The organism is Tolypothrix sp. VBCCA 56010 (genome assembly GCF_050875635.1).
GTDB lineage: Bacteria > Cyanobacteriota > Cyanobacteriia > Cyanobacteriales > Nostocaceae > Hassallia.
In genome coordinates this window covers 49,911-74,151 of record NZ_JBPAOH010000023.1, presented here as the reverse complement: position 1 = coordinate 74,151, position 24,241 = coordinate 49,911, and the positions used below count along the sequence as shown (strand labels likewise).

Genomic DNA, 24,241 nt, shown 5'->3' with positions numbered 1-24,241 from the left:
CATCCCCCCCTCTCCCCATCCCCCCCACTCCCCATCCCCCCCACTCCCTACTCCCTACTCCCTACTCCCCAGTCCCCGGCAAATTCCAAACACTGAAGTGTAACCGTGGAGAAAAGTACTACCAGCAACAGGACCAATTTCGCCGCCGCAGAAAAATCCACCTATGGGAATATCATGAAAGTAGCGCCTAAATAGCTGAGAATCAAAATTAGGTTTGCCGTAGAGTCCTTCACCTCGTCCCAAACAAGAAAACATCAACGCTGCAACCGCAGAGGGTTCAGAAGCGCTTTGGTCTTGATACTGTTGTAAAAGTAATTCTAAGTCCTCAGCGGAGGCTTCAGCATCGCGCAGGTGGAATTGCAAGCGCTGTCCGGGACGAACGCGATCGCCTATTGCGATCGCTCCTGCGGATGGATCTACACCTAGAATACCGCGAATTAAAAAATCTCCCTGCTGCAAAGCCAATTTAAACTCATCCATTGCCACACCGACAAACAGCGAGTTTTGTGCCAGCATTCGATCTTCATCGCTTAAACTGCCGATCAAATCTCTTAACACTACCAGCGGCACTTGTTCATCGAGCTCAATGATGATATTGCGATCGGCTTTTGTTACTTGTAAAGGCTTGCCAATCGGTCGGCATCCTTGCGCCACAATAGTTTCTAAAACAATATTCCCAGTTAAAGCCAAGCCAACCGTTCCTTCACGATACAGGCGATCGTTACAAAATAGCGCAATTCGACCACCACCGCCGCTAGCCTGTCCCCCCACCGTCACCGATCCCGGATAAGCAAAATCCAGCCCCTGCAATAAATCATTAATTCCCGAAGAAAACGAACCAGACAGCAAGATAAACTGAGGCGTAGGAGATGAAGGTACACCCACCAAATCAAGCCAAGCATTTGGCGGACCATCCAAATCGGGTAATTCCTCAGCAACAATATAAAACGGTTGAATATTCACCCTAGGAAGGTGCGCCAAAGTCAAGCTTAAAGCTGGTTCTGCTTCTAATTCTTGAGTTTGTCCCTTATCTGTCGTGCCAATGACACCGCCACCACTACAGCCAATTAACACAGGTACTGAAAGTTTCTCAGCCAGCAAAGGCAAAAGCCGAGAATATTCACTCGTAAAAGCAGACGAAATGAAAACCAGCCCTAGATCCGCAGGCGCTGTTAACGAAGAGACAGCGCGTTGTACAACATCTGCAACAGCTGCTTCTAAAGAAGGACGGGTTGACAGGGCATTTGCCCACTGCATTTGGTCTGCCATTAGTTTTCGGTTTCTGTATTTAGGCTCTTTTATTTATTATTTTCATCTTGGGGCACATTAATTCCATCCTACAATCAGATGATGCCAACCGATTGCGAATTGGGCATCGGGCAATGGGCATTGGGCAATGGGCATTGGGCATCGGGCAATGGGCATTGGGAATTGGGCATTGGGAATAAAAAAAAGCTAGACGTATTTCACTTGCCGACGCAAAACCATGCCCGATGCCCGATGCCCGATGCCCGATGCCCGATGCCCGATGCCCCATTCCCCATTCCCCATTCCCCATTCCCATCCTCTAGTACATGCATTTAAGATATTGTATAATTCCTCTTTTGTAGTAAAAGCTCCGCAAAATCTTAAAAGATAAAAGTAAATCCAGTATAGATTGCGGAGTTTGCTGTAATAGTAGTGGTTCATCAGGCTAAAACACTAACTTTAACAGCTAAGTGGCTAGCGTGGTGAGCAATAATCCAAAAAAAACCTGCAATTTTAAACTTTTTCTATACTGGTATTAAGAACACATAACGAGACTAAAGCAATGACCAACATCTCAGAAACAGCTAAGTCCAATATCGATGACCAAATACAAGAAGAGATTGAGCAAGCTCGTACAGTCTGTGACACTTCAGGCAATAACTCCGCCGAATGTGCTGCTGCTTGGGATGCAGTAGAAGAACTGCGAGCCGAAGCCTCTCACCGGCGGCAGAACAAGAAGAAAAACTCCTTAGAGCAGTACTGTGATGACAACCCAGAGGCAATTGAGTGTCGAATTGACGACAACTAACAATTGAGGCAAGCGAGTTTCTTCGCTACTGTGGGCAAGCAACTGAGAACTGTATTACTGATAGAAAGCATTTTCACAAATGCATTCGCGCTCTTTAATCTCACTCTCTCCCCCGATAAGCATAGTCCCCGCGATTAAAAAGTTTTTATCATCCTCAGTCTCTACTTCCCTAAGGAAGTAGAGAAAATATCTAAACTTTAGTTTTGGAGGAAGAATTAAACTTGCGGGGAAAAGAAACGATAATGTGCAAAAAAAGTGGTGGGAGCGAGTTAAGAATTTAGCCGATTAGTGTAATAAGAGCAAACTCTCTCTTACACTGCTATAAGTTTCTGCTAGACATTAAATATAGGGTCTGCAAGTTGCTTGTTTTTTTGTCAACTGAGAAAATTATGGCTAATGAAGTTTGGTTTCGCCCGTTAGTGTGGATAGACTACCGACTAGCGGTATTATTCACAGTGATTATTCCCCTAATTCTTCTAATTTGGGCGTTTGTGCAAAAAGCAGAAGCGATACAACGCTTGTTAATCATTTACTGGCGAGTATCGAGTCTGTTGGCAATCTCAGTTTACTTGATGATTGGTGGGTTCGGGGTAAGTTTTATCTCAGGTCCGATGGCTCGTATTCTGATTCCGATTTCGTTATGGTTCTGGGTGGATCTCAACGATGAAATTGAGTATACTCTAAGTGGTATTTTAAAGCTGATTTTTACTTCTTGGCGCTGGGCTGTAAGTGTTTATTGTGCCTTAGGCGCACTTGCTACTCTACCTTTTTTGGGTTGTGCTTTTTCGGCAAATGCCTTCGCTACCCCCTATTGTCGCGTCTGGGCAGAAGCACCGTTACTGTTTAAAGACTATTTTCATCCGAATAGCAAGCCGGGGTTTTTGGGCTTTCTCGGCATAGTTGGTTTAATAATTTATGTGGTTTGCTTAAGCTATTTTGTCTTAATTAAGCTAGGCAAGCAGGGGCGATCGGCTACACAACAGTAACCATAGCTATAGTCGCCTTCAATACTCAATAGTCAAGAGTTAATAAAACTCTTGACTTTTAGTTGTATAAAATTTATACAAATATTTACATGTAAAAAATTGTTGTAAAAAATCATACATTACTGCTCCAATATTCTTACTTAAGTAATTAGTCTAATTGAGGTGTGAAAGTAACCCTACATAAGTTTCCGAAACAAAGCGCTATACATGATTAATGGTATGATATGCGACTATGGTTTAGTTAAAGCTGCTAGGCTAATGTTTACAATGTCTGGAATCAGCACTTATTCGCACTGGTTAAAAAAGTTTGGGATTGCTATAGGTAGTACGTGTACTTTCTCTACAACTTGCGTGGCTCAAATTGCCCCAGATAGCACTCTACCTAATAATTCTCGTGTAACAACGCAGGACAACATTAGAATCATTGAACGAGGAACCCAAGCTGGAAGCAACTTGTTCCACAGCTTTGAACAGTTTTCTGTTCCCACTGGAAGTTCGGCTTTCTTCAACAACACTCTTGATATTCAGAATATTATTACTCGCGTAACCGGTTCATCAATTTCTAACATTGATGGTTTGATTCGTGCTAACGGCACAGCTAACTTATTTTTAATCAATCCCAATGGCATTGTATTTGGTCCCAATGCTCTGTTAAACGTTGGCGGCTCGTTTTTCGCAAGTACTGCCAGTGCAGTCAAATTTGCCGATGGTACAGAGTTTAGTGCAACTACTCCTCAAACAACACCTCTACTAACGGTAAGTGTTCCCATTGGCTTGCAATTTGGTCAGACACAAGGAAAGATTCTCGTGCAAGCAGTGCCTCCCACTACAAATTTTCCTCCCTTGAAATCTTCACCAAGTGTGATGGAAACACTGGAATCTGTAAACACAAGGATAACAGACATTTTTAGTAGACCGACTCAGCTACGGGTGTTGCCAGGTAGAACCTTGGCGCTAGTAGGTGGTGATATAGATATCCAATCCGGGAATTTAACTGTTCTAGGGGGACGGATTGAACTAGGGAGTGTCGCTAGCCCAAGCTTGGTTAGCCTAACGCCAACGATTAAAGGTTGGGCTTTGGGATATGAAGGTGTCCAAAACTTCCATAACATCCAACTATCAGGTGCAGCTACAGTCAATGCCAGTGGTAATGGTGGAGGTGATATCCAAGTGCGGGGTGGGCAAGTTACAGCAACCAATCAGTCAGTAATTTTTGCAGCCACCTTAGGTAATCAAAACGGAGGAGATATATCTATTGGGGCAAGGCAATTAAACATTAATAATGGCTCTATTGTGGGTACTGGTACAAGGGCGAGAGGCAACAGTGGGAATTTAATTATTGAAACTCAGAACCTGAATATTCAAGATGGAGGCATAGTAGGAACTGGAACTGAGGGTGTAGGTAATGCAGGAAACTTAACAATACGAGCAACAGACTCGGTGAATATAGTAAACCGAGGCTTGATCGCTACAGGCTCTCTGAACCGGGGAAATGCTGGTCAATTGACTATTGACACAAAAAATCTAAATATTTTCGGTGGTGGACAAGTCCTTAATGCTACTTCATCTTCAGGAAAGGGAGGAAGTTTGGCAGTGACTGCTTCAGAGTCGGTAGAAATAGGGGGAGCCCAAAGCTTCTTGTTTACAGATACTTTTGGGTCACAAACTGCTGGAGATTTGACGATTACCACTAAAAAGCTGATTGTTAGAGATGGAGGGCAAGTATCGTCCGCTAGTCTGGGTATAGGTTCTGCTGGAAATTTGGTCGTAAATGCCTCGGAATCGGTGGAGCTGAGTGGAATCGCGAAAATTCCCCTTATCAGTGGTGAGCGGCCAATTCCCAGTGGCTTGTTTGCCTCATCAGGACTTGAGGGGTCTAGATTCATCGGCACTGGTGTCGGTGGAGACCTGAAGATTAACACTGGAAACTTAGTTGTTCGGGATGGTGCTCAAGTTAGTGTGAGCAGTCTAGGTTCAAATGTTGCAGGTCAGCTTCAGGTACAGGCACGTTCTATTGATTTGGATAACCAAGGACAACTCATAGCCGAAACTGCGTCAGGTAACGGCGGAAATATTACACTGAATTTGCAGGACTTATTACTGTTGCGTCGCAACAGTAAAATATCCACTACCGCAGGCACAGCAAACGCTGGTGGAAACGGCGGCAATATCACTATCAATGTTCCTAATGGCTTCATTGTTAGTGTCCCTGGTGATAATAGCGATATTTCAGCTAATGCCTTCACTGGCAGAGGCGGCAGAATAGATATTACAGCCCCTGGGATTTATGGTATTCAGTCTCGTGCCCTACCGACTTTAGAAAGTGACATCACTGCCAGTTCTGAACGTGGGGTGGCTGGTGTGGTAGAATTCAACACATCGGGTATCGACCCCATCCAAGGATTAGTAGAACTGCCTACAGGTTTAGTTGATAACATTAAACTAATTGCTTCTAGCTGTAATGCCTTTGCTGGTTCAGAAGGCAGTACTTTCGTCGTGACTGGACGCGGTGGTGTACCCCCCAGCCCTGATGAACCTCTTAGCAGTGATGTGGTTTGGTCAGATACTCGTCTGCCAAATATCACCGTGCAGCAGTATCGTTCAGAGAAACCCACTAATAAACCTTCAAAGCCAAAATCCGTGGAAATTGTGCCTGCTACTGGTTGGGTGTTCAACGATAAAGGAGAAGTAACGCTTATATCTTCTGCATCCAATGCTACTGCTTTTAAAGCTACTCCTGCTAGTTGCCCTCAACGGTGAAACAGCAGATGTTAATAAAGCAGCGCATTCTCGATGCTTAATATACCCTCAAGGCGGTCAGGAGCTAGGTAATAATTCACAATGTATGCAAAATTTTATCAGCAAGCGGCTGGAACAGTATACTACCAAACGCCCCCAAGAAGTCTTAGTTGTAACGGTGGAAATTGCTGGCGAACAAGACAAAATTGTTATATTTAAAGGTTTTTCTAGTTCTTTGATGCGCTCAACTGCATTCGATCCGGATGTGCCTGTATTGCCAGATGAGGCAAACATTGAGAGTATCGACCGAGTAGCGAGTCCTTACAATCCCCAAACACCTCGTTATATTCAACAAGGACTGTCTTGGTCAGCTATGCAAGTTTTGTTAACAGAGGTGGGAGTTTAAGGGGTATGAAGGTAAATAAAGTTTCGCTCTTCGCGATCGCCTCATACATCCAGCTATCGTTTTCGCTCTTTTACATCAAAAACTATGGTGATAGTAGCCTAACCCGTGCCTTCATTGGTTTTAATTTCTGTTTATGCGATCGCGCGAGCGTTACCATTAACAGAAAAACTGCTTGTATCCGATTGACAAAATTATGTTAACTTATTATGAATAATCATCATAAATCCCAATCAATTAATATTTTTGTTTGTAGCTTCTATAGGTTAAATTTTTCTTCTTAATACCATTTGCTTTCTTTATCAACAAGACAAACGTGACATCAGCGCGTTTGTTGGGGATTTGATTACCTTAAAAGCCCATTTATCAGCAAAAACCTCTCAGTTTAGACCAGAGAGCCACAATTCATCCTCACATCTACCACTTTTGCCATCATGAATACAGCGGTGATACCTACAGAACAAGCGCCTCAAAAAGTTAAGTCTTATGGGCGACTCGATCGGCAAATTATTTTAATTCTCGATTTCGGCTCTCAGTATTCTGAATTGATCGCCCGTCGCATCCGCGAAACACAAGTATACTCGGAAGTTCTTTCTTATCGCACCACAGCAGAACAATTGCGCGAACTCGATCCCAAGGGAATAATTCTCTCCGGTGGACCAAGTTCAGTTTATGACAACTACGCTCCCCATTGTGACCCAGAAATTTGGAATTTGGGAATTCCCATTTTGGGTGTGTGCTATGGAATGCAATTGATGGTAAATCAGCTTGGGGGCGAAGTATTAAAAGCTGACCGAGGTGAGTACGGCAAATCCTCATTATACATAGATGACCCAACAGATTTACTGACTAATGTCGAAGATGGCACAACTATGTGGATGAGCCACGGAGACTCAGTAACGAAAATGCCGCCGGGATTTGAATTGCTGGCACATACTGAAAATACGCCCCGTGCAGCCATTGCCGACCACACGAAAAAACTTTACGGTGTCCAGTTTCATCCAGAGGTGGTGCATTCCCAAGGGGGGTTAGCATTAATACGTAATTTTGTATACCACATATGTGAGTGTGAACCGACTTGGACAACCGCCGCTTTTGTGGAAGAAGCAATTCGGGAAATTCGCGCCAAAGTAGGTGAAAAGCGAGTGCTGTTAGCGCTTTCTGGAGGGGTGGATTCTTCGACGCTGGCATTTTTGATGTATAAAGCGATCGGCGATCAACTGACTTGCGTGTTTATTGACCAAGGCTTTATGCGGAAGTTAGAACCTGAGCGATTGCTGAAATTATTTAAAGAGCAGTTTCACATTCCGGTAGAGTACGTAAATGCACGCGATCGCTTCCTCAATGCCCTTGAAGGTGTCACCGATCCCGAAGAAAAGCGCCGCCGCATCGGACACGAATTTATTCGCGAATTTGAAGAAACATCCAGACGCCTCGGTCACTTTGACTATCTAGCTCAAGGTACACTTTATCCAGATGTCATCGAATCGGCTGATACCAACGTCGATCCGCAAACAGGCGAACGAGTAGCGGTAAAAATTAAGAGCCATCACAACGTCGGCGGTTTACCTAAAGATTTGCGATTCAAACTCGTAGAACCGCTGCGGAAACTATTTAAAGATGAAGTCCGCAAAGTTGGGCGATCTATTGGCTTACCAGAAGAAATTGTCCAACGCCATCCTTTCCCAGGTCCTGGTTTGGCGATTCGCATTATTGGTGAAGTCACTGCCGAAAGGTTAAATATTTTGCGCGACGCTGATTTGATTGTGCGGCAAGAAATTAACCAACGCGGATTATATCACGATTATTGGCAAACCTTTGCCGTATTGCTGCCAATCAGGAGTGTTGGGGTAATGGGCGATCGGCGTACTTATGCTTACCCGATTGTCTTGCGGATTGTCCAAAGTGAAGATGGTATGACCGCTGATTGGGCGCGTGTACCTTATGATGTCTTAGAAGCGATTTCTAACCGAATTGTAAATGAGGTGAAAGGCGTTAATCGCGTGGTTTATGACATCACCTCCAAGCCACCTGGAACCATCGAGTGGGAATAATAAAGAATTCAGTTTTTCTGGAGTCAGTACTTAGACATGCAGCCTTGGTAAAGTATAAGTTATGAGTTTTGAGTGAAGTCAACTTAAAACTCATAACTTTCGCTTTCTTTAAGGTTTAATTCCTTCAATAATACTGACTGGGCACTGAAGCGATCGCATTTATTATGGCAGGAGTTTTACGCGCTTACTAGCTTTGTAATAAAAACTACAGGCGCTATTTAGCTCAAAAGCTAATTCGCTCAGATTTGTAAGAGGGTGGTTCGACGTGAATTAAAATCCTGACTGGGCTAAAGCGTTCTTCTAAGCGCTTTTCTACTTCCTCGGTGATGTGGTGTGCTGCTTCAACGTCTGGGGAATCTACGATTAAATGCATCTCGATGAAGACTTGGCGACCGAGAACACCGCGAGAGGCGATTTCGTGACAATTAACGACACCGGGTACAGAAACAGCGATTTCATAAATTGCTTCTGGGGCGATCGCCATTTGATCCACCAGCCAAGGTAAATTCTCTTTTAAAACTGACCAGCCACTCCAAAATACCAACAAAGCCACGGGAAAGGCTAAAACCAAATCCAGCCATTGATAACCCAACCAAACGCCAATCAAACCACCTATCACACTAATTGTTACCCAAACATCGCTCATGGTATGTTTGGCATCGGCAATCAAAATTGGGCTGCCTACAGCTTTACCCACACGGCGTTCATAAAAGGCTACGAAAATATTCACGCCCAGTACAACCAGTAATAACCACAATTCAGGTGGTGATATTTTTACCGGGTTTCTACCTTTAAAAATCCCTTCGATTGCCCCTTGGAGAATTTCAAAGCAGGCTATTCCGAGAAAAGCGGAAATTCCCAAAGCACCCACAGCTTCAAATTTTAGATGTCCGTAGGGATGCTCGCGATCGGGTTTTGGAGAAGAAAACCTACTAGCAATCAATCCTAAAATGTTGTTGGCGCTATCGGTAACGCTATGTAAAGCATCAGCTAGCAAACTGAGAGAACCTGTCAACGTTCCGACTACCGCTTTTAATATCATTACAAACAAATTTAGTAGCAGGGTGATAATTAACACCCTTCGCACCGTGGCACGATTATCGTATGTCATAGAGGTTTTTACAATTATGTTTTATGACCTCTAATGTAAAACTTAAAACACCATTTTAATGTATCAAACTCTTACGCAGTAAGGATTTTATCTCTCTATAACCTCAACTTATTACGCCAGATTATTGACATAATTTTTAACTAAAATTAGCTACAAGCCTGATAAACGTTGCTGTTTACTTTACTCAAGCAAGTGTTTCTTTTTGTCATTAACAGGAGGAATATTTAATGAAAAATCATTCTTTAGTGGTATTGTTGACATTTAGGAAGTTCACACCATAAGCGTCAAAATTAACTTGGTATGCAGGGTTTTCTCTAAACCATAAGAACCAAGAGCAAAACCATTAGACATCTCCAGAAATTATGTAGAGACAATTCATGAATTGTCTCTTACCTTGGGTTACGTCTGTGTCATAATTCATTTTCCCAGATGTCTATTAAAAAAAAGCGGATCGCCCAAATGAAGCGATCGCGCTTGAAAATATTATTTGTAGCAAGATGTTCTCATAAATAGCTTATGTCCCCAAATCTAACATTGAACCTGATTGAAGGTTCTGTCTCTTTTAGTTTTTCACCGCAAGCAGCACGAGAATTAAAAGCAGCGATAGATCAGTTGATGCAAAGCCTCAAAGCTGTTTCTACTAAAAGCGCTTCTTCTTTGGGTAAAGTTACTCCCCAGCGTCCGATGGAATATCGTTACACGGGAGAGGTATTTTTAGAAATTTTTTGTAATCCCAATATCTGGGCTACACCCTTTGCGGCTAAAGTCCTGCTTACCATTCGTGATGCGAGTATCCGCCTAACCACAGAAGCCGAACTCACCCGCTTGATTGAAGATGTGAATCAGTATTTGGAGCAAGTGGGTTAGTAGGAGCGTGGGAGCGTTGATAGTAGATAGTGGTTAGTGGGAGCGTGGTTAGTGGGAAAGAATAAATAACTAACAACCCTTCGGGTTCGCCAGGTGCAACAAGCGCGGCTCGCCGACGGCAGGTGCAGATAGCGTTCGTGACCTCACGAGCGGGTTCGCTCCTTGCCGGCACGAGGGAAACCAGGAGCGTAGCGCTGGTCTCACCGCAACGCACTGCCTCCCCAACCCACTGGCTCACTAACAACCAACAACTAACAACTCTCATTCCCTGATAAGAAATGAAAAATTACCGGAGCAGTATTAGAAACCGCCCCGGTAATTTAATTAACACATTACTTTCTAAGTATTGTAATGGATGTGCTGCAATTGCCTAACGTGCCGCTGCCATGTAAGGTTATCCTGGCTCTTTTAAAGCAGGGGGAGGCTTTTTCAAAGAGAAAAGCAAGAGTCAACATACGAATCGTGGCGCAGCCTGTACTAACCTTTAAGCGTTTCTCCAAGACACTTGCTTTCGTGTTTTCATGTGACGCTTAAGAAGTTTCCATAAACGAAACTTCTTGGGGCTATAGAGGCGATCGCGCTACTTGACGCTTTTGTATAAATTAGACACTAGGAGTTTCTGGATCGGCAAAGACCGATTATCAGCAGAGAATATCCTTGACTGTTAAGCCTTAAATCTTCTGTTGTCACATCCGCACATCCATTCAGACACTTTCATTTCAAAAACTGAGATTTACAACAAAAACCGATTAATCGTTTTCCCATTTTTCACGACCAATCAAATCGCCGATGCGATCGCGCAGTAAAAAATCGCATTTTTCTAATTCGCATTCCACGCAAACCCACTCTCTCGCGGGGATGTATTGGCAGAGTGTGTATATTGGCTGTTGTCGGCTGACCATTCCCTTTTGCACCAGTCGGCGTGCTTCGTCTTGGATGACATCCAGAGAGTAGTAATTAATAGAAGGCACCGTATTGATACTCATGGTTTTAACTCACAAAGTTACACTTAATTAGTCTTCCCAACTTTTCTTAGGAACGAACACCACAAGGATTAATCTTGTGGCTTGGCTTTTGTATTTTGGTATACGGAACTATTTTCATTTTGACGCTACATATCCTCAAATTATCTAAAGAAATGTTAAGAAAGTCAAGTATTCATGACATTTCCTTTGGATGCGTCTCAAAAAATAGTACCCAGGTAATTATATTAACCTGTTTATCAAAAGTGCAAATTCTTTTAAGAAGGTTTAAAAGCTTTGCATTTATATGCTTTCATCTCCGATTTGGTAGAAGTTATTAGTTCCCTGGCAAGTTATTTAAATATCAAATGATGTACTTAAAGTAGTGTCACAGATGGGTGAAATCGTTTTTTGGTGAAACAGACCAGAAATATTTAGCAGCAACAAGGGTATAAACTGTTGCTCTTCAAAATGGCTAAAATACACCACAAAAGCTTTTGGATAACTAATTGTTAATAATTTATTAAATAAATATACATATGTGAATTTCAGTTCCGGAATGTAGAAAAAAGCATGGTTTTTGGTAAAGAACTGTAACAATGTTGGATGATTTGCTTTTAAGTTAATACTGGTTTGGGTGTGGCGATCGCTATTTGGAGTTATGTATAGCATTTGGTATAGCTTCCTTAATTGCTTGGGTGTAATGATTGAAAAATCAACTTGCCAAAAGCTGATTTATGACAATTAGATTGTGTAAATGAATACTCTCTTATATATAAACTTTTATTGCATTGATAAGTTTTATCGATAAGAGAGGTAGTGAATCATTAGTTATTTGCTGCTTGTTACCAAACCTTAACAAAGATATCTAGTTGAGTGGTTTGCATTCGTATGATGCTTTCACCAGTTATCGATCGCAAGCGATACTATAAAGTAGCCACGGATACATAAATAATATATATGTGACTACCATATCCCTGAAGCAGGCATAGTCATATTTAAGCAAATGTAAAGCGATCGCATCTGTAAAGTGTTTGGCTGATTTCCTGGAAGTAATTGTTGTTCAAATCACATTGTTATCTCAGTTACGTAAATATCCGTGAAGTTTCCCAGCATCACAAAAATTAAAACCCCTCAGCCTAATTAAGCTGAGGGGATATTAGAAACATGCATACTTCCGCCAATTTATCAACATAATGGCGGGTTAGGATGTCAATCAGGAAAATCATCATCTTCATCGGTGCTGTCGTCTGGTACCTGATTTTCCTTAGGACGATTATTCTGTATTTGGTTTAATAGGGACAGCACCTTATTACCGCGTTCAATTGAGCGATCTTCGACAAAAACCACCTCTGGGGTGCGACGCAGACGCACCCGCGCACCAAGTTCGCTGCGAACGTAACCTGTTGCCGATTTTAAGCCTGCCATTGTTTCTGCTTTGGCTTCGTCAGTGCCATAAATGCTGACGTAAATTTTGGCGTGTTGCAAATCGCCAGAAACATCAACATCGGTAACGCTTACCATTCCTGTGCCTACACGGTCATCCTTAATGCCACTGAGTAGCATTTGGCTAACTTCCCGTTTAATTAATTCAGCAACGCGGGAAACACGGCGAGTTGTAGCCATAGATATTATGCCTCCTCACAGAGGTTCAACTAAACAAATAGATACTTGACGGCAGCTTGAGCCACCTTGAGATTAAAAGCAGCTGTACGTTTATGGTCTAAATTGTACTCAAGCCAAGCATTGCGCGTAGGGTAAGAGTCACGAAAACGAGACTACCGACAATTAAGCCAAAAACGGCGATCGAAGTAACTGGGTTTTTAAACAACGGCGCTAATGGTGCAAACGTGTTCAGCAATACGCCTAAGAGGGTAGTAACAAAGTAGCGGATGTAACGTAAGACGTTATCCCAGAATCCGTCAAACATTTGAATTTATACTCCTTTATTATAATTCAGATATCCATATTACCTTTTTTCTCATATTTTATTCTAATATGTCTTGATTTTGTCGCAACACACTAATATAAAATATAATTCCTCAGTCAGATAGTGCAACTTTTTATCTGATTATACCAATTGATAATGTTAACTGAAAATCCCCATAAAACTTATTATTGTCCATTCCTCAAATGGGCAGGCGGAAAAACTAGATTAATTCCCAAGCATATTCGTAGTTTATTACCCGATATTGATAACATTAAACGTTACTATGAACCGTTTGTAGGCAGTGGTGCTTTGTTTTTTTATTTAGCGAATTCACCTTCATCTATAAAAACGTCATATCTCAGTGATATTAATGAAGAATTAATTAATACATATAAATGTATTCAAGACCAAGTTGATGATGTAATTTTACTGCTAAAAGAACATGAAAAGCTGCACAACGAATCTGCAAATATTTACAAAATAAATATGCATAAAAATTATAATAGCAAACATAAAAACTTGTATTATTACGATATTAGAGATAAAAATTACCATACAGACGTTCAAAGAGCGGCTCGTTTTATCTATCTTAATAGAACTTGTTTTAACGGTCTTTATAGGGTGAATTCAAGAGGTAAATTTAATGTACCGTTAGGTAGATACGAAAATCCTAAAATTTGTCAAGAAGATTTACTTCGAGACGCTTCCGAAGCTCTTTTTGGTGCTGAAATACAACAAGCAGATTTTACAGAAGTGCTAAATTATGCAAACAGCGTTGATGATTTTGTTTACTTTGACCCACCATATTATCCTATTAGTAAAACTAGCTATTTTACAGCCTATAGTGAACATTCTTTTCATGAAATTAAAGATCGTGAAAAAGACCAAGAAAAATTGAGAGATACTTGTGTTAAATTAGCAAATCGGGGTGTTAAAGTTATGGTATCTAACTCTTATTGTGAGTTTATTAAAGATATTTACAGCCAAGTTGGTTTTAAAATACACACAATACAAGCAGCACGCTCAATTAACTCTAACACGGAAAATCGCGGCAGAATTTCAGAGTATTTAATAACGTCTTATTAAAAATTTTTGTTTGCCCAGGCAATGAATCTATCTATACTATGGACTGCTAATAAATTTTGATTAGAATCAACTTGTTTTTTAAGCCAGTTCAGTGCTTTTGGTCTCATTCCTTCACCTCCCATTACTAAGATAGTTTGTGTAGGGTAACATTTTTCAATATTTTCGTTTAAATAAACAAACTTTTCATCAACCGTTCCACCACTTTCTTGCCATTTGCACTCAATAATTAAGCCAGATGGAAACCTATCTGAATCAATGATGTAGAAGTCAACATACACTTCAGTTTCATAGATTCCCATTCCAATGTAAACACTCCTGGCATAGCGTTTTGGAAATAATATAGAGTTTAATATGTATTCTTTTTGCTGCGACTTCGGAACATTAGGACATACTTCATAATACCCATGTCCCCGTAATGTTCCTTCTACAGTCATTTCTAAAACCTGACCAGCCTTGTTTGCCCGTGCACCTTGAGTCATAGCTATCCTGAGTTTTTCTGCAAAAAGTCCTGCTTATTCTAGGATTCCACGGAAGCAGCAGCAAATTATCAGTTACTTAATATGAATTTTCGATTGGAGATGGGAAAGACTAGTTTTATAAATAGAAAGGGAAAACTAAATAGTATTTGTGTACTAATAACAGACAAATGTATTAAGTTCATGTAGGGTGCCCTGCGGCATTAGCCTAACGCACCGAAATCGACAATTACATATGGTGCGTTAGCCAAGCTAACACACCCTACGGTTGAAATTTATTTACTAACGCTAATCAAAGACAAATGTATTAAGTTCATGTAGAGTGCCCTGCGGCATTAGCCTAACGCACCGAAATCGACAATTACATATGGTGCGTTAGCCAAGCTAACACACCCTACGGTTGAAATTTATTTACTAACGCACCGAAATCGACAATTACATATGGTGCGTTAGCCAAGCTAACACACCCTCCTGGTGGTATTTTTGTACTAAATAAAGATAACTGTATTGGGAATTTAACTTAATTGTTTGGATTGATGAGGCTGTGGATTTAAAACTATTTTGAGCCTTGATATCATTTCACATTTGACAAATCTAACAAGTCACCCAATACTTAAATTCCCCCCTTTGTGGGGAGGGAAGATAAGGAAGATTAATTTGCTTGAAGGTTAGATAAAACATCTAGAATAAAAGCTTGCAGAATTAGGATAAAGCTTAGAAAATGCTGATATTACTTAAATATCACCCTACTATACTAAAGCTTTAGCCAGCCTGGGCTTCAGAGTTATTGTTACGAATAGCCCATGCAAGTTCTAGAAGTTGAGTCCAGCGCTTTTGCAGTTGTTTGGGAGTGCATTTAATTGCTTTGGCGATCGCCTGATCGCTATGTTTTGCGCTTTTCAACTGCAAGATTTGCTGTTGCTGCGGTGAAAGTTGGCTCAAAAACATTTCCCACTGCTGCGAAGATAGTCCCAGCTTGTGATCTAAACCTGCACCCAACCATTGATGTACTAATTGCCAATGGTGTTGCTTGGCGAACTTTTCTACATGATATTTAAAACGCTGTTGCAGATAGTCGCGCTGACGACTGGTTAAACCGAGAATAGAGTCAATTTCTGGTGCTGACAAATCTTGGAGTTTCAAGGTGAGATAATCAACGCAGTCAGATTGACCTTGAGATTCTAGATATTTTACCAATTCAGCAATAACGCGATCGCGCTCAGATTCTTCAGCCGGATCGAAACTAGCTTGGGCAAGCATTTGCGATCGCACTTGTTGCACTGCCGAGTTACGCTGATAAGATTCTCCTTCTTCACCCTTAGCAGATTCCACCGCCATTTCAATATCAACCGTAGTTTCCTGCGGTTGACGACGGGCAAAACCTTGGGCACGCAGTATAATCAACTGCTGATTGGCACCACCTGGTAAATTAATCCGGCGTTTGGCATACTGCTCTGTAAACGCCATGTATTCTGCTAATTCCAACTGAGTGCGGGGAGTGTAATTTTCCGGTAATTCGTTTTCCCGGCGAAAAGCTTTGATTGCTTCGATGTAAAATGCTTGTAAGAAATCTTCAATCAGATTGTAACGAGCTTCAAATTTTAACTCGCCGTTGGCAATTGCAATGTGACGGTAAACAATCGCACCTAAATGGCTATGTAATTCTACGCGCCCTTGCTTGGAACCCAATTGATAGTAACGCAGGCATTTTTGCAGGCGATGCCTTGCTAATGTTAGCTGCCAAGACTTAACTTCTCCAGAACTTTGGATGCGATAGCTCTTATCGCAAATGCGTTCCACTTCTTTGACTATGCGTTTGACTACAGATTCTACACTCGCAGGTGTAGCTTTCACAGCCGCTTGCATTTCCTTGCATAGTAGCTTTATCAAAGCATCGGCGTTGCTTGCAGACAATTCTTCGGAGGATACGTAGCTGTCTAAAGATGGCTCAGAAATTGGTAGATTGGCGAGGTTAAATTTCATGACTTTTCCTAGGAGGGGTATAGCACCGTAACTTCAAGCAGACACAGCATTTAAAGCAAGTGCTTCATAATTCGCCGCAAGCGCTGCTCACATATATGTATGACTCTAAAGAATATGCAAAAGTTACGGGGATGCCGGTGTGTCGGTTTTTTCATCAGCAACCGGATAGCGACTGGCACAAGGCTATGTGCCAATGCCTAAAATCGGTTAGAACCGTTGCTGTGCCGACTTTTGCCGCCATCCCGATTGTAGCCGCTCCTAGCTTGATCGGTATGACAATATGAAAACTGGAGCATCTTTTTTGTCATTTTCCGAAATTACCGGGGCAGTATGTGAAGTAAACTTATTACACCCAAGCTACTGCTTCCTCCCAGCCTAAACCCCGTCTAGTAATCGTTGGTTCCTCTCCCGTCAAATCCAAAATAGTAGACACTTCATATGTAGGTTCCTCGCCAGTATCCACAATAACATCTACCAAATTGTCCAAACGATCAAATAAATCTGCTCGCGACAGGATATCTTCTATATCTACCTCAATTTCCTCATCTTCTTTATCTGCGGGCAAATGTGCCGAAGTCGAAATAATCGGATTTTCTAAAGCTGCCAATAACGCCAAACACACTGGATGATTTGGTACGCGAATCCCGGTAGTTTTCCGCTTGGGACTTTGCACCAGTCGCGGTACTAACTTGGTCGCAGGTAACAAAAATGTGTAAGGTCCAGGAATCAAGCGCTTCATAATTCGATAAGCTGTGTCACTCACCAAAGCATAAGTTGCCACATTTGAAAGGGAAGGACACAAAAACGTCAGTGGTTTATCATTTGCTAGCTGTTTAATTTGCCGCACTCGTTCCACCGCCGATTTAGCATTCAAGTCACAACCGATCGCGTAAACTGTATCGGTAGGGTAAAGCATTACTGCTCCACCAGCAAGTGCTTCCTTTATTTCTTGTATTCGACGGCTTTGGGGATTATCAGGATGGACAGAGAAAATTGTTGCCATAGGGGAGGGGAAGGGGGAGGGGGGTGTTTGAAAACATCTAAAACCCTCAGGCTGAAGCCTGGGGCTATACGAACAAAGCCTGCCTTCGCAGGCTAAGAAAAAAGAGTTTTTAGCCTGCCTTCGCAGGCTTCGGTCGTGTAGCCAAAGCACCGCCGTGGGCGGGTTTCCCGACTTGAGGCGTGTGCGCGCACCCTTCCAGGGTGTCGGTGGAAAGCGAAAACGCTAATAATTAAATTATCAGGAAAAAATATGAGTAAATTCGCTTATATTCAATGTCCGACGGGTATTTCTGGTGATATGTGTCTGGGAGCGTTGGTAAGTCTAGGTGTTCCGGAAGAATATTTAATTGAAAAACTGAATAAGTTGGGAATTGAGCATGAGTATAAATTAAGAACAGAACTTGTTCATCGCAACGGTCAGCAGGCAACTAAAGTTCATGTAGATTTAACTCACCACCATCATCATGAGGATGAACACCATCACCATCACGGACGCCATCTGCCAGAAATTGAGCAGATGATTCTCTCTTCAGAGTTGCCATCACGAGCATCAGCTTGGAGTTTGGCGGTATTCCGGCAGCTAGCAGTGGCAGAAGGAGCGGTGCATGGTATTGCACCGGAAAAAGTTCATTTTCATGAAGTGGGTGCGGTGGACGCGATCGCTGATATTGTCGGTACAAGTCTTGGTTTGGATTGGTTGGGCATTGACACCAACGATAAAGGAATGCCCTTACTATACTGCTCGGCGTTACCGACTGGTGGGGGAACAATTCGCGCTGCACACGGTCTGATGGCAGTACCAGTACCCGCTGTGTTGAAGTTATGGGAAATGCGGAGTTGTCCGGTTTATAGTAATGGCATTGACAAGGAATTGGTGACACCCACAGGAGCGGCGATCGCCACTACTTTAGCTGCTGATTTTGGTGCCCCACCCCCAATGACAATTAAACAAGTCGGATTGGGAGCGGGTTCGTTGAATTTACCGATTCCCAATATTTTACAACTTTGGCTGGGTGAAAGTACAATTTCTACTGTTGATGATAGGTTGATTGAAACGATATCAATATTAGAAACTCAAATTGATGACTTAAATCCGCAGGCGATCGGTTATGTTTTTGAAGCGTTATTTGCCGCTGGTGCTGTGGATGTATTTACACAGGCGATCGGCATGAAAAAATCTCGTCCTGGGATTCTACTAACTGTAATTTGCCATCCGGAAAATTTACTTAAGTGTGAAGCCATTTTATTTCGTGAAACTACCACTTTAGGAATTCGTCGCTTTACTCAACAACGCGCCATCTTACAACGGCAAATTCAACAAGTAGAAACTCAATATGGTGTAGTGCGCGTAAAAGTTGCATGGATGGGGAAAGAAGTCATTGCCAACGTGCAGCCAGAATATGAAGATTGTGCAGAATTAGCGCGAAAAAACAATATTCCCTGGCGCGAAATTCAACAGATGGCATTACACAATTGGCATACAAAAAATAATATATACCAGTCCGATCAATCGAAGAAGTGAAAAGTTAGATTCCCAACTTCTTTAAGAAGTCGGGAATCAGTTCCACCGCCGTTTATAAAGCTGTTAGGAAGACCTTTATTTAATCAGCCTCTCTAACTGTTCTGTTCACAGCGCTGCTTGCATCTTGAGCTGTACGCTGAACATTTGTCTTGGCATCATCAGCCGCACCTTTAGCACCTTTTGTCAAGTCACCGGCAGCATTCTTAGTGTTGTCTTTGATATTTTCAATTCCTCGCTGAACTCCCTTGGCGAAATTATCAGCGGAATTGCCAACTTTCTGTTTTGTACCCTCAGCGGTTTGCTGAAGGTTTTTGCCAAGGGGGTTTTCGCCCGTAGGACTTGTTTTGTTAGTGAGGTGTTGTTCAGCGTTTTCCTTGAGATCTTCAGTTTTGCTTTTGACACCAGTTGATCTGGGGTCTGTATCGCTGAAGTTATTCATTCCACCTTCGTAGGAATTAAGAACTTTATCACCTTTGGGAACGGATAGCTCAGAATTAGCTCCTGCTTTTGGTTCTCCTGCTGTTACCGAACCACAAGCTTGTGTAACAATCAGTAAAACCCCCATACACAAAACCGTCAATATTTTGATTGGGCGAATGTTTTTTACCCAAGCAATTACTTTGCTCATGTTGTTACTCCTTGTGTTTGTGTGAATAAGTTAAACTTTAACTAAGATAACCGAATGATTTTAAGTTTGAGATTTGGGATTTCTGCACAATCTCAAACTTAAGGTAAAAAAGAGTTTTATTTGCTGCGTGCTGGATTTGGTTTTAATTCAGGTCTTGCACCCGCTTCATCTGCCTTATCTTTCAAAAAGCTTGAAGCTTCTTTAACTTCTTCTTGAACAGTGCCAAGTCGCTCTTTTAGTCTATCTCCAGCATCTGGGAGGCGTTGAATCAAAGCACCTTGTTTAGGACGAAAGTTTTTTTCAGTGATGATTGGTAATTCGGCTTCTTTTTTAGCTCTACCTTGTGGTGTTTCTGCACCTGGGTAAAGTATCCTTGGATCGTCATTTGTAGCAATCAATAGTTGTCCGCTTGGCTGTATACTAGCTTGATCGCCCTTATTGGCTTTGGTGTTATTAACTTTATTGTCTGTGGACAAATTGTAATTTGTGTATTTGTCTCCACCACTTTTATAAGGATTGTTTGCCCCACCAGCTTGCACAGCCGGATTTTGGGGATTTGCACCTTGAGCATTTGCCCCACTACAAGCAGTGCTAACTAACAATAAAAAAGAAGCAAAAAAAACTATTACAATCTGGCGCAGTTGTAATTTTTTCCAAAAAGCTCTCAAACCGTTCACGAAGTCCTCCTTTCAACTTGAACAAACCAATTTTTTTCAGTCAACAGATTTGTTTACCTTTAAGTTGATGAATATTTAATCAACGCTTGTCAAGCTTAAAGTAAAAAAGGCAACCTTTGCCTCTAGCGAAGGTCACATTTTCACTACTATATTCACGTCATCGTTCTCTAACTTAAGAGAGATATAAGCTACTATAATTAGCTTTGGATTCGATGCATGTTAATTTTGTTTTATTCTATCTTATATGAATATTTAGTTATCAATTTATGCTTGCTTATGTCAGCCTTGAGATTGAAGTTAATTAGTCTATGGGAAACTCTCAATGCGGCTTTACATAAAATTACACAAAATTTGTAGTTGTTCGCCGTTTTCAAAGAAGGAGAATGCCAACACTGATTTTTTCCTAAATGAAAAAATTGAATCAATGATGGTAAAGATACAAAAATTCGTTAAAACAGCTACACAAATATATATAGCATCTTCACAAAAGTTTTATAAAAGCTGGGTATATTTGGCTTATTTACCATAATATTTTAGGTGTTCAGCCATAGGAAAGTTTATCAGTTAAATTACCAAAATGATGAAGCAATTTTTACGCTGGCTAATTTTGGGGGGAACGCTATTTTTTTTAGCCAGAGCTTTTAAGGATCACTGGCTTGAGGTGACAGCCATCCGCATTGATGCAGTTGGATGGGCAATTATAGCGATCGCCACAGGCGTAACAATGCTAGCACACACTTGGGCAGGCTGGGTATGGACTTGGGTTCTGCAAGAGTTAAATCAACCTGTAGAATCTGTCCATTTTATTCAAGTTTACCTGAAAACAAACATCGCCAAGTATTTGCCAGGTAATATCTGGCATCACTACGGGCGAATTGTCGCCGCCAAAAATGCCAATGTTTCACCAAGCGCAGCCACCTTGAGCGTATTGCTAGAACCGTTACTGATGGCAGCAGCTGCTTTAATTATCATTGTCTCACTTGGTGGCACATTTGCAGCAGGCAATGTCAACTTGTTCGCGCAAATAACACAAATGCTGGCTTTGCTAGGAGTGCTTTGTGTAGTTCATCCCCGATTTTTAAATCCGGCTATTAGCTTTTTGCAACGTTTGAAGGGGAGAATGTCTAATACTACTACCGAGTCAAACCCTAGGGTGAGTATTAGACGCTATCCGGTGCGACCATTGTTAGGAGAACTCGGCTTTTTAGGACTGCGAAGCGTTGGGTTTATATTAACTATGTTCGCTTTAGGTCCGTTCAATTTCAGTCAAATTCCTTTATTAATCGGTGCTTTTAGTTTCGCTTGGTTAGTCGGGTTTGTTGTTCCTGGGGCACCTGGGGGTTTGGGTGTGTTTGAAGCCACAGCGATCGCCTTATTACAAAATCGCTTTCCGGCTGCTATAGTCATTAGTGCGATCGCTCTCTATCGTCTGATTAGCATTATCGCTGAAACCGCTGGTGCAGCATTAGCTTGGCTCGACGAACGTCAAACTCAATCATAAGTGCGATCGTGCGATCGTTAGGAATTAGGAGTTAGGAGTTAGGAGTTAGGAATTAAAAGTTAAAAGTCAAAAATCACCCTTGTCCCCCTTGTCCCCCTTGTCCCCCTTGTCCCCCTGTCTCCTTGTCTCCCTGTCCCCCCCATCCCCCCATCCCCCCATCCCCCCATCTCCCCTTTGAAGTGCATCTACTTTTAACTGAGAAAACACACGATAACCATCTAAATTCACCATTGGCTGAGAGGTTTGCTCATCTTGTTTTATGTTAATCAAGTTATATTCAACGTTTTCGGCATAAATTGCAAAAGTGATATTAAAAATTTCTATAAAATTAATAACCCATTGGCATTCCTCTTCGGGATATTTGTCGTAATAACCTATCAAATCAGCCATCCTAATTTCTAAATGACTGCGGGCGTTTTTACAAATCAAAATTACTTTTAGCAGTACAACCACCAATGTTAAAGGATGACCCTGAGAAAGTAATAAAACGAATAATTGTGAAGGTTCTCGTCCCTTTTCTGTTGTTAGACAATCAATCACTCGATTACAGGTTCTCAACAACAATTCTTTGCTGATAGTTTGTTCATCATATTCTTTCTTCCAAGGCGATAGTTTATCTGACAACTGCTGTTTCAACGTTTCTACAAAATCTTGACGTTCTACAGAAAAAATCAGATATTTTTGTAAGCTGTCTTTAAAGTCTTTAAAACTTTGATTTTGAGTTTGTCTGAGAAATATATTCGCCAGATTTTCGTGGCTGAATGCGCCTTTTTTTAAAACAATTGTCTTGATTAAATGCAAAACATTATCTCCCAAAATAGTGGGATTTCTGTAGCGTGTTTCGCTTGATTTAGCAGACTGAGAACGAGCAATATACATTGCTAGTTCAAACTTAAATTTGTCTTTCATCTGCTTGGAGAGCTTTAAAGCCGCTTCTTGTTGCTCTTTTGGATTGTTTTTATCAAAAGATTGAGCAACTAATAAATATGTTGTGTAGCGATTAGTCCAATGACCTTTGTTTTGTTCTTTATGTCTAAGAGCAAATAACTTTAATTCTTCATAGTCGTTGCTGTTAACAAAATTTATTAACCACTTTTGGTAAATGTTTATTTTATTTGAACCAGATTCAGCAGTCCATACCTTGATTTTGTAATTAACAAATAATTCTACTAATTCTTTGATGTATTTGTGTTTTCTCTGAGAATCCCAGTTATTAACTATAATGTAGCAACATCGCTTAAGTGTATGGCGAAACTCTTGTTCGTTATTCTCAGAAAACATTGCATATATACTTGGCGCGGAATTTAAATCAACTGAATCAAGACAGTCTATAAATAAAAGCTTAAATTCTTTTAAAACGTCTTCTGGCGACCATTTTTGCACAATTTCTACTAAAAAATTATAAGTTCTCTCTTGTGCAGTTTGCAGATTTATCTGTCTAGAGTTAGACTTAACAAAATGCTTATTTCCCTGACTTTTCTGTAATCTATTTGCGGTCATTGCAGTTCTCAAGACCAAAAAGTTTGCCGATATTATTATCAGCTTAACCTTGGCGAACAAGAGTATCAATCTATTATTCAAAGATTAAGTAATCTTTTTATATAAATTTGATAAACAGGATATGAAATTAGTTGATTTATTCTGTATTTATATATACCTACGTATTTATTTATACTATTTCTTGTTTTAAATTACGAAGTACCTGCAATTGCCATAATTACTAACAGGACAAAAGCTGCGTGTCACACATAAAACGTAAATTTAGGCTCGTAGTAAGCGCTTATAGCGCTTATTTTAGGCACTGAAGTGCCTACTACAGCAACTATAAAAACGACAATAGGCTTGCAGAACAAGCCTATTTGAACCTTGACTTTTTTTTAGTGGGGGTGGAGGGACTTGAACCCACACGACCTTTTACGGTCAACGGATTTTCATTCTCCCGCAGCTTTCGCTACTGCCTAATCGGTTTTACCTTCAGGTTTTGAGAATTGGACTCTCCCTTTACCCTCGACTTGACGTTAGGGTAGCTCCCGTCGGGTCTCTGCACCTTCCCTGAATTTTAAATTTGGGATTTTGGATTTTCGATTGAAGAGCAATCACAAATCTAAAATCTAGAATCTAAAATCGCTGGGCTTGGCTCAGGATTGCCATGTCTGTTGCCAGATTTAGGTTTCCCTGAGTTTGAGAGCGTTCACTTGAGGGATTTCTCCTTCAAGGCTCAGTTAGCTAAGTCCGTAGCGTCTACCATTCCGCCACAC

23 protein-coding genes are annotated in these 24,241 nt (G+C 41.3%); 10 read left to right on the top strand and 13 right to left on the bottom strand.

The features are described from left to right. Positions 1-54 precede the first annotated feature (54 nt). Both AABK37_RS10920 and AABK37_RS10915 read right to left on the bottom strand, forming a co-directional pair. Positions 55-1,269 (bottom strand): FIST signal transduction protein, encoded by a 1,215-nt coding sequence (locus AABK37_RS10920; protein ID WP_432551592.1) that lies wholly within the window; start codon positions 1,267-1,269, stop codon positions 55-57. A 19-nt stretch (positions 1,270-1,288) separates the two neighbouring features. Then, positions 1,289-1,558, bottom strand: coding sequence for a hypothetical protein (locus tag AABK37_RS10915; RefSeq protein WP_432551591.1), 270 nt, complete (start codon positions 1,556-1,558; stop codon positions 1,289-1,291). Between the two features lie 252 nt (positions 1,559-1,810). On the opposite strand from AABK37_RS10915, the gene AABK37_RS10910 reads away from it, so the two are divergent. The 5 genes from AABK37_RS10910 to guaA all read left to right on the top strand — a co-directional run bounded on the left by AABK37_RS10910 (position 1,811) and on the right by guaA (position 8,238). After that, positions 1,811-2,056, top strand: a complete 246-nt coding sequence (locus AABK37_RS10910) for a Calvin cycle protein CP12 (RefSeq protein WP_432551590.1) — start codon at positions 1,811-1,813, stop codon at positions 2,054-2,056. Between the two features lie 389 nt (positions 2,057-2,445). Further along, the gene (locus AABK37_RS10905) at positions 2,446-3,042 is read left to right on the top strand and encodes a DUF3177 family protein (RefSeq protein WP_432551589.1); all 597 of its coding nucleotides are present in this window, start codon (positions 2,446-2,448) and stop codon (positions 3,040-3,042) included. Between the two features lie 267 nt (positions 3,043-3,309). Beyond that, positions 3,310-5,802: a filamentous hemagglutinin N-terminal domain-containing protein gene (locus AABK37_RS10900; protein ID WP_432551588.1), complete on the top strand. Its 2,493-nt coding sequence runs from the start codon at positions 3,310-3,312 to the stop codon at positions 5,800-5,802. 85 nt (positions 5,803-5,887) lie between these two features. Beyond that, positions 5,888-6,187, top strand: a complete 300-nt coding sequence (locus AABK37_RS10895; RefSeq protein WP_432551594.1) for a DUF7734 family protein — start codon at positions 5,888-5,890, stop codon at positions 6,185-6,187. Positions 6,188-6,618: 431 nt separating this feature from the next. Further along, complete coding sequence (guaA, locus tag AABK37_RS10890) at positions 6,619-8,238, top strand: glutamine-hydrolyzing GMP synthase (RefSeq protein WP_432551587.1); 1,620 nt, start codon at positions 6,619-6,621, stop codon at positions 8,236-8,238. A 223-nt stretch (positions 8,239-8,461) separates the two neighbouring features. Here the strand turns inward: guaA and AABK37_RS10885 are convergent, their stop codons facing one another. Further along, on the bottom strand, positions 8,462-9,349 hold the full coding sequence (locus tag AABK37_RS10885; protein WP_432551586.1) for a cation diffusion facilitator family transporter: 888 nt from the start codon (positions 9,347-9,349) through the stop codon (positions 8,462-8,464). Between the two features lie 516 nt (positions 9,350-9,865). Between AABK37_RS10885 and AABK37_RS10880 the strand changes: the two genes are divergently transcribed. After that, complete coding sequence (locus AABK37_RS10880) at positions 9,866-10,216, top strand: hypothetical protein (RefSeq protein WP_432551585.1); 351 nt, start codon at positions 9,866-9,868, stop codon at positions 10,214-10,216. A 749-nt stretch (positions 10,217-10,965) separates the two neighbouring features. Here AABK37_RS10880 and AABK37_RS10875 read toward each other — a convergent pair. From AABK37_RS10875 to AABK37_RS10860, 4 genes are all read right to left on the bottom strand, one after another. After that, positions 10,966-11,202, bottom strand: coding sequence for a DUF4327 family protein (locus AABK37_RS10875; protein WP_039754813.1), 237 nt, complete (start codon positions 11,200-11,202; stop codon positions 10,966-10,968). Positions 11,203-11,535: 333 nt separating this feature from the next. Continuing rightward, positions 11,536-11,850 (bottom strand): hypothetical protein, encoded by a 315-nt coding sequence (locus AABK37_RS10870; RefSeq protein WP_432551584.1) that lies wholly within the window; start codon positions 11,848-11,850, stop codon positions 11,536-11,538. 540 nt (positions 11,851-12,390) lie between these two features. Beyond that, positions 12,391-12,804, bottom strand: coding sequence for a 30S ribosome-binding factor RbfA (gene rbfA, locus AABK37_RS10865; RefSeq protein WP_432551583.1), 414 nt, complete (start codon positions 12,802-12,804; stop codon positions 12,391-12,393). A 97-nt stretch (positions 12,805-12,901) separates the two neighbouring features. Further along, positions 12,902-13,108 (bottom strand): DUF751 family protein, encoded by a 207-nt coding sequence (locus AABK37_RS10860; protein WP_432551582.1) that lies wholly within the window; start codon positions 13,106-13,108, stop codon positions 12,902-12,904. A 156-nt stretch (positions 13,109-13,264) separates the two neighbouring features. On the opposite strand from AABK37_RS10860, the gene AABK37_RS10855 reads away from it, so the two are divergent. Further along, the gene (locus tag AABK37_RS10855; protein WP_432551581.1) at positions 13,265-14,194 is read left to right on the top strand and encodes a DNA adenine methylase; all 930 of its coding nucleotides are present in this window, start codon (positions 13,265-13,267) and stop codon (positions 14,192-14,194) included. Here the strand turns inward: AABK37_RS10855 and AABK37_RS10850 are convergent. Beyond that, positions 14,191-14,673: a PD-(D/E)XK nuclease superfamily protein gene (locus AABK37_RS10850; RefSeq protein WP_432551580.1), complete on the bottom strand. Its 483-nt coding sequence runs from the start codon at positions 14,671-14,673 to the stop codon at positions 14,191-14,193. The genes AABK37_RS10855 and AABK37_RS10850 overlap by 4 nt on opposite strands. Positions 14,674-15,432: 759 nt before the next feature. Beyond that, positions 15,433-16,653: a HetZ-related protein gene (locus AABK37_RS10845; protein ID WP_432551579.1), complete on the bottom strand. Its 1,221-nt coding sequence runs from the start codon at positions 16,651-16,653 to the stop codon at positions 15,433-15,435. Between the two features lie 59 nt (positions 16,654-16,712). Between AABK37_RS10845 and AABK37_RS10840 the strand changes: the two genes are divergently transcribed. Continuing rightward, the gene (locus AABK37_RS10840; protein WP_432551578.1) at positions 16,713-16,937 is read left to right on the top strand and encodes a hypothetical protein; all 225 of its coding nucleotides are present in this window, start codon (positions 16,713-16,715) and stop codon (positions 16,935-16,937) included. A gap of 62 nt (positions 16,938-16,999) precedes the next feature. Here AABK37_RS10840 and AABK37_RS10835 read toward each other — a convergent pair whose 3' ends face one another. Then, the gene (locus AABK37_RS10835; RefSeq protein ID WP_432551577.1) at positions 17,000-17,656 is read right to left on the bottom strand and encodes an L-threonylcarbamoyladenylate synthase; all 657 of its coding nucleotides are present in this window, start codon (positions 17,654-17,656) and stop codon (positions 17,000-17,002) included. Positions 17,657-17,905: 249 nt separating this feature from the next. On the opposite strand from AABK37_RS10835, the gene larC reads away from it, so the two are divergent. Then, positions 17,906-19,177 (top strand): nickel pincer cofactor biosynthesis protein LarC, encoded by a 1,272-nt coding sequence (gene larC / locus AABK37_RS10830; RefSeq protein ID WP_432551576.1) that lies wholly within the window; start codon positions 17,906-17,908, stop codon positions 19,175-19,177. Between the two features lie 79 nt (positions 19,178-19,256). Here the strand turns inward: larC and AABK37_RS10825 are convergent, their stop codons facing one another. Both AABK37_RS10825 and AABK37_RS10820 read right to left on the bottom strand, forming a co-directional pair. Further along, positions 19,257-19,805: a DUF6658 family protein gene (locus tag AABK37_RS10825; protein WP_432551575.1), complete on the bottom strand. Its 549-nt coding sequence runs from the start codon at positions 19,803-19,805 to the stop codon at positions 19,257-19,259. Between the two features lie 116 nt (positions 19,806-19,921). Beyond that, entirely contained in the window at positions 19,922-20,482 is a 561-nt protein-coding gene (locus AABK37_RS10820) for a DUF6658 family protein (RefSeq protein ID WP_432551574.1), read from the bottom strand. A 577-nt stretch (positions 20,483-21,059) separates the two neighbouring features. On the opposite strand from AABK37_RS10820, the gene AABK37_RS10815 reads away from it, so the two are divergent. Beyond that, a complete protein-coding gene (locus AABK37_RS10815) occupies positions 21,060-21,983 on the top strand; it encodes a lysylphosphatidylglycerol synthase domain-containing protein (RefSeq protein ID WP_432551573.1) in 924 nt (307 codons plus the stop codon). A gap of 66 nt (positions 21,984-22,049) precedes the next feature. Here AABK37_RS10815 and AABK37_RS10810 read toward each other — a convergent pair whose 3' ends face one another. Then, on the bottom strand, positions 22,050-23,483 hold the full coding sequence (locus AABK37_RS10810; protein ID WP_432551572.1) for a hypothetical protein: 1,434 nt from the start codon (positions 23,481-23,483) through the stop codon (positions 22,050-22,052). Positions 23,484-24,241: the final 758 nt, after the last annotated feature.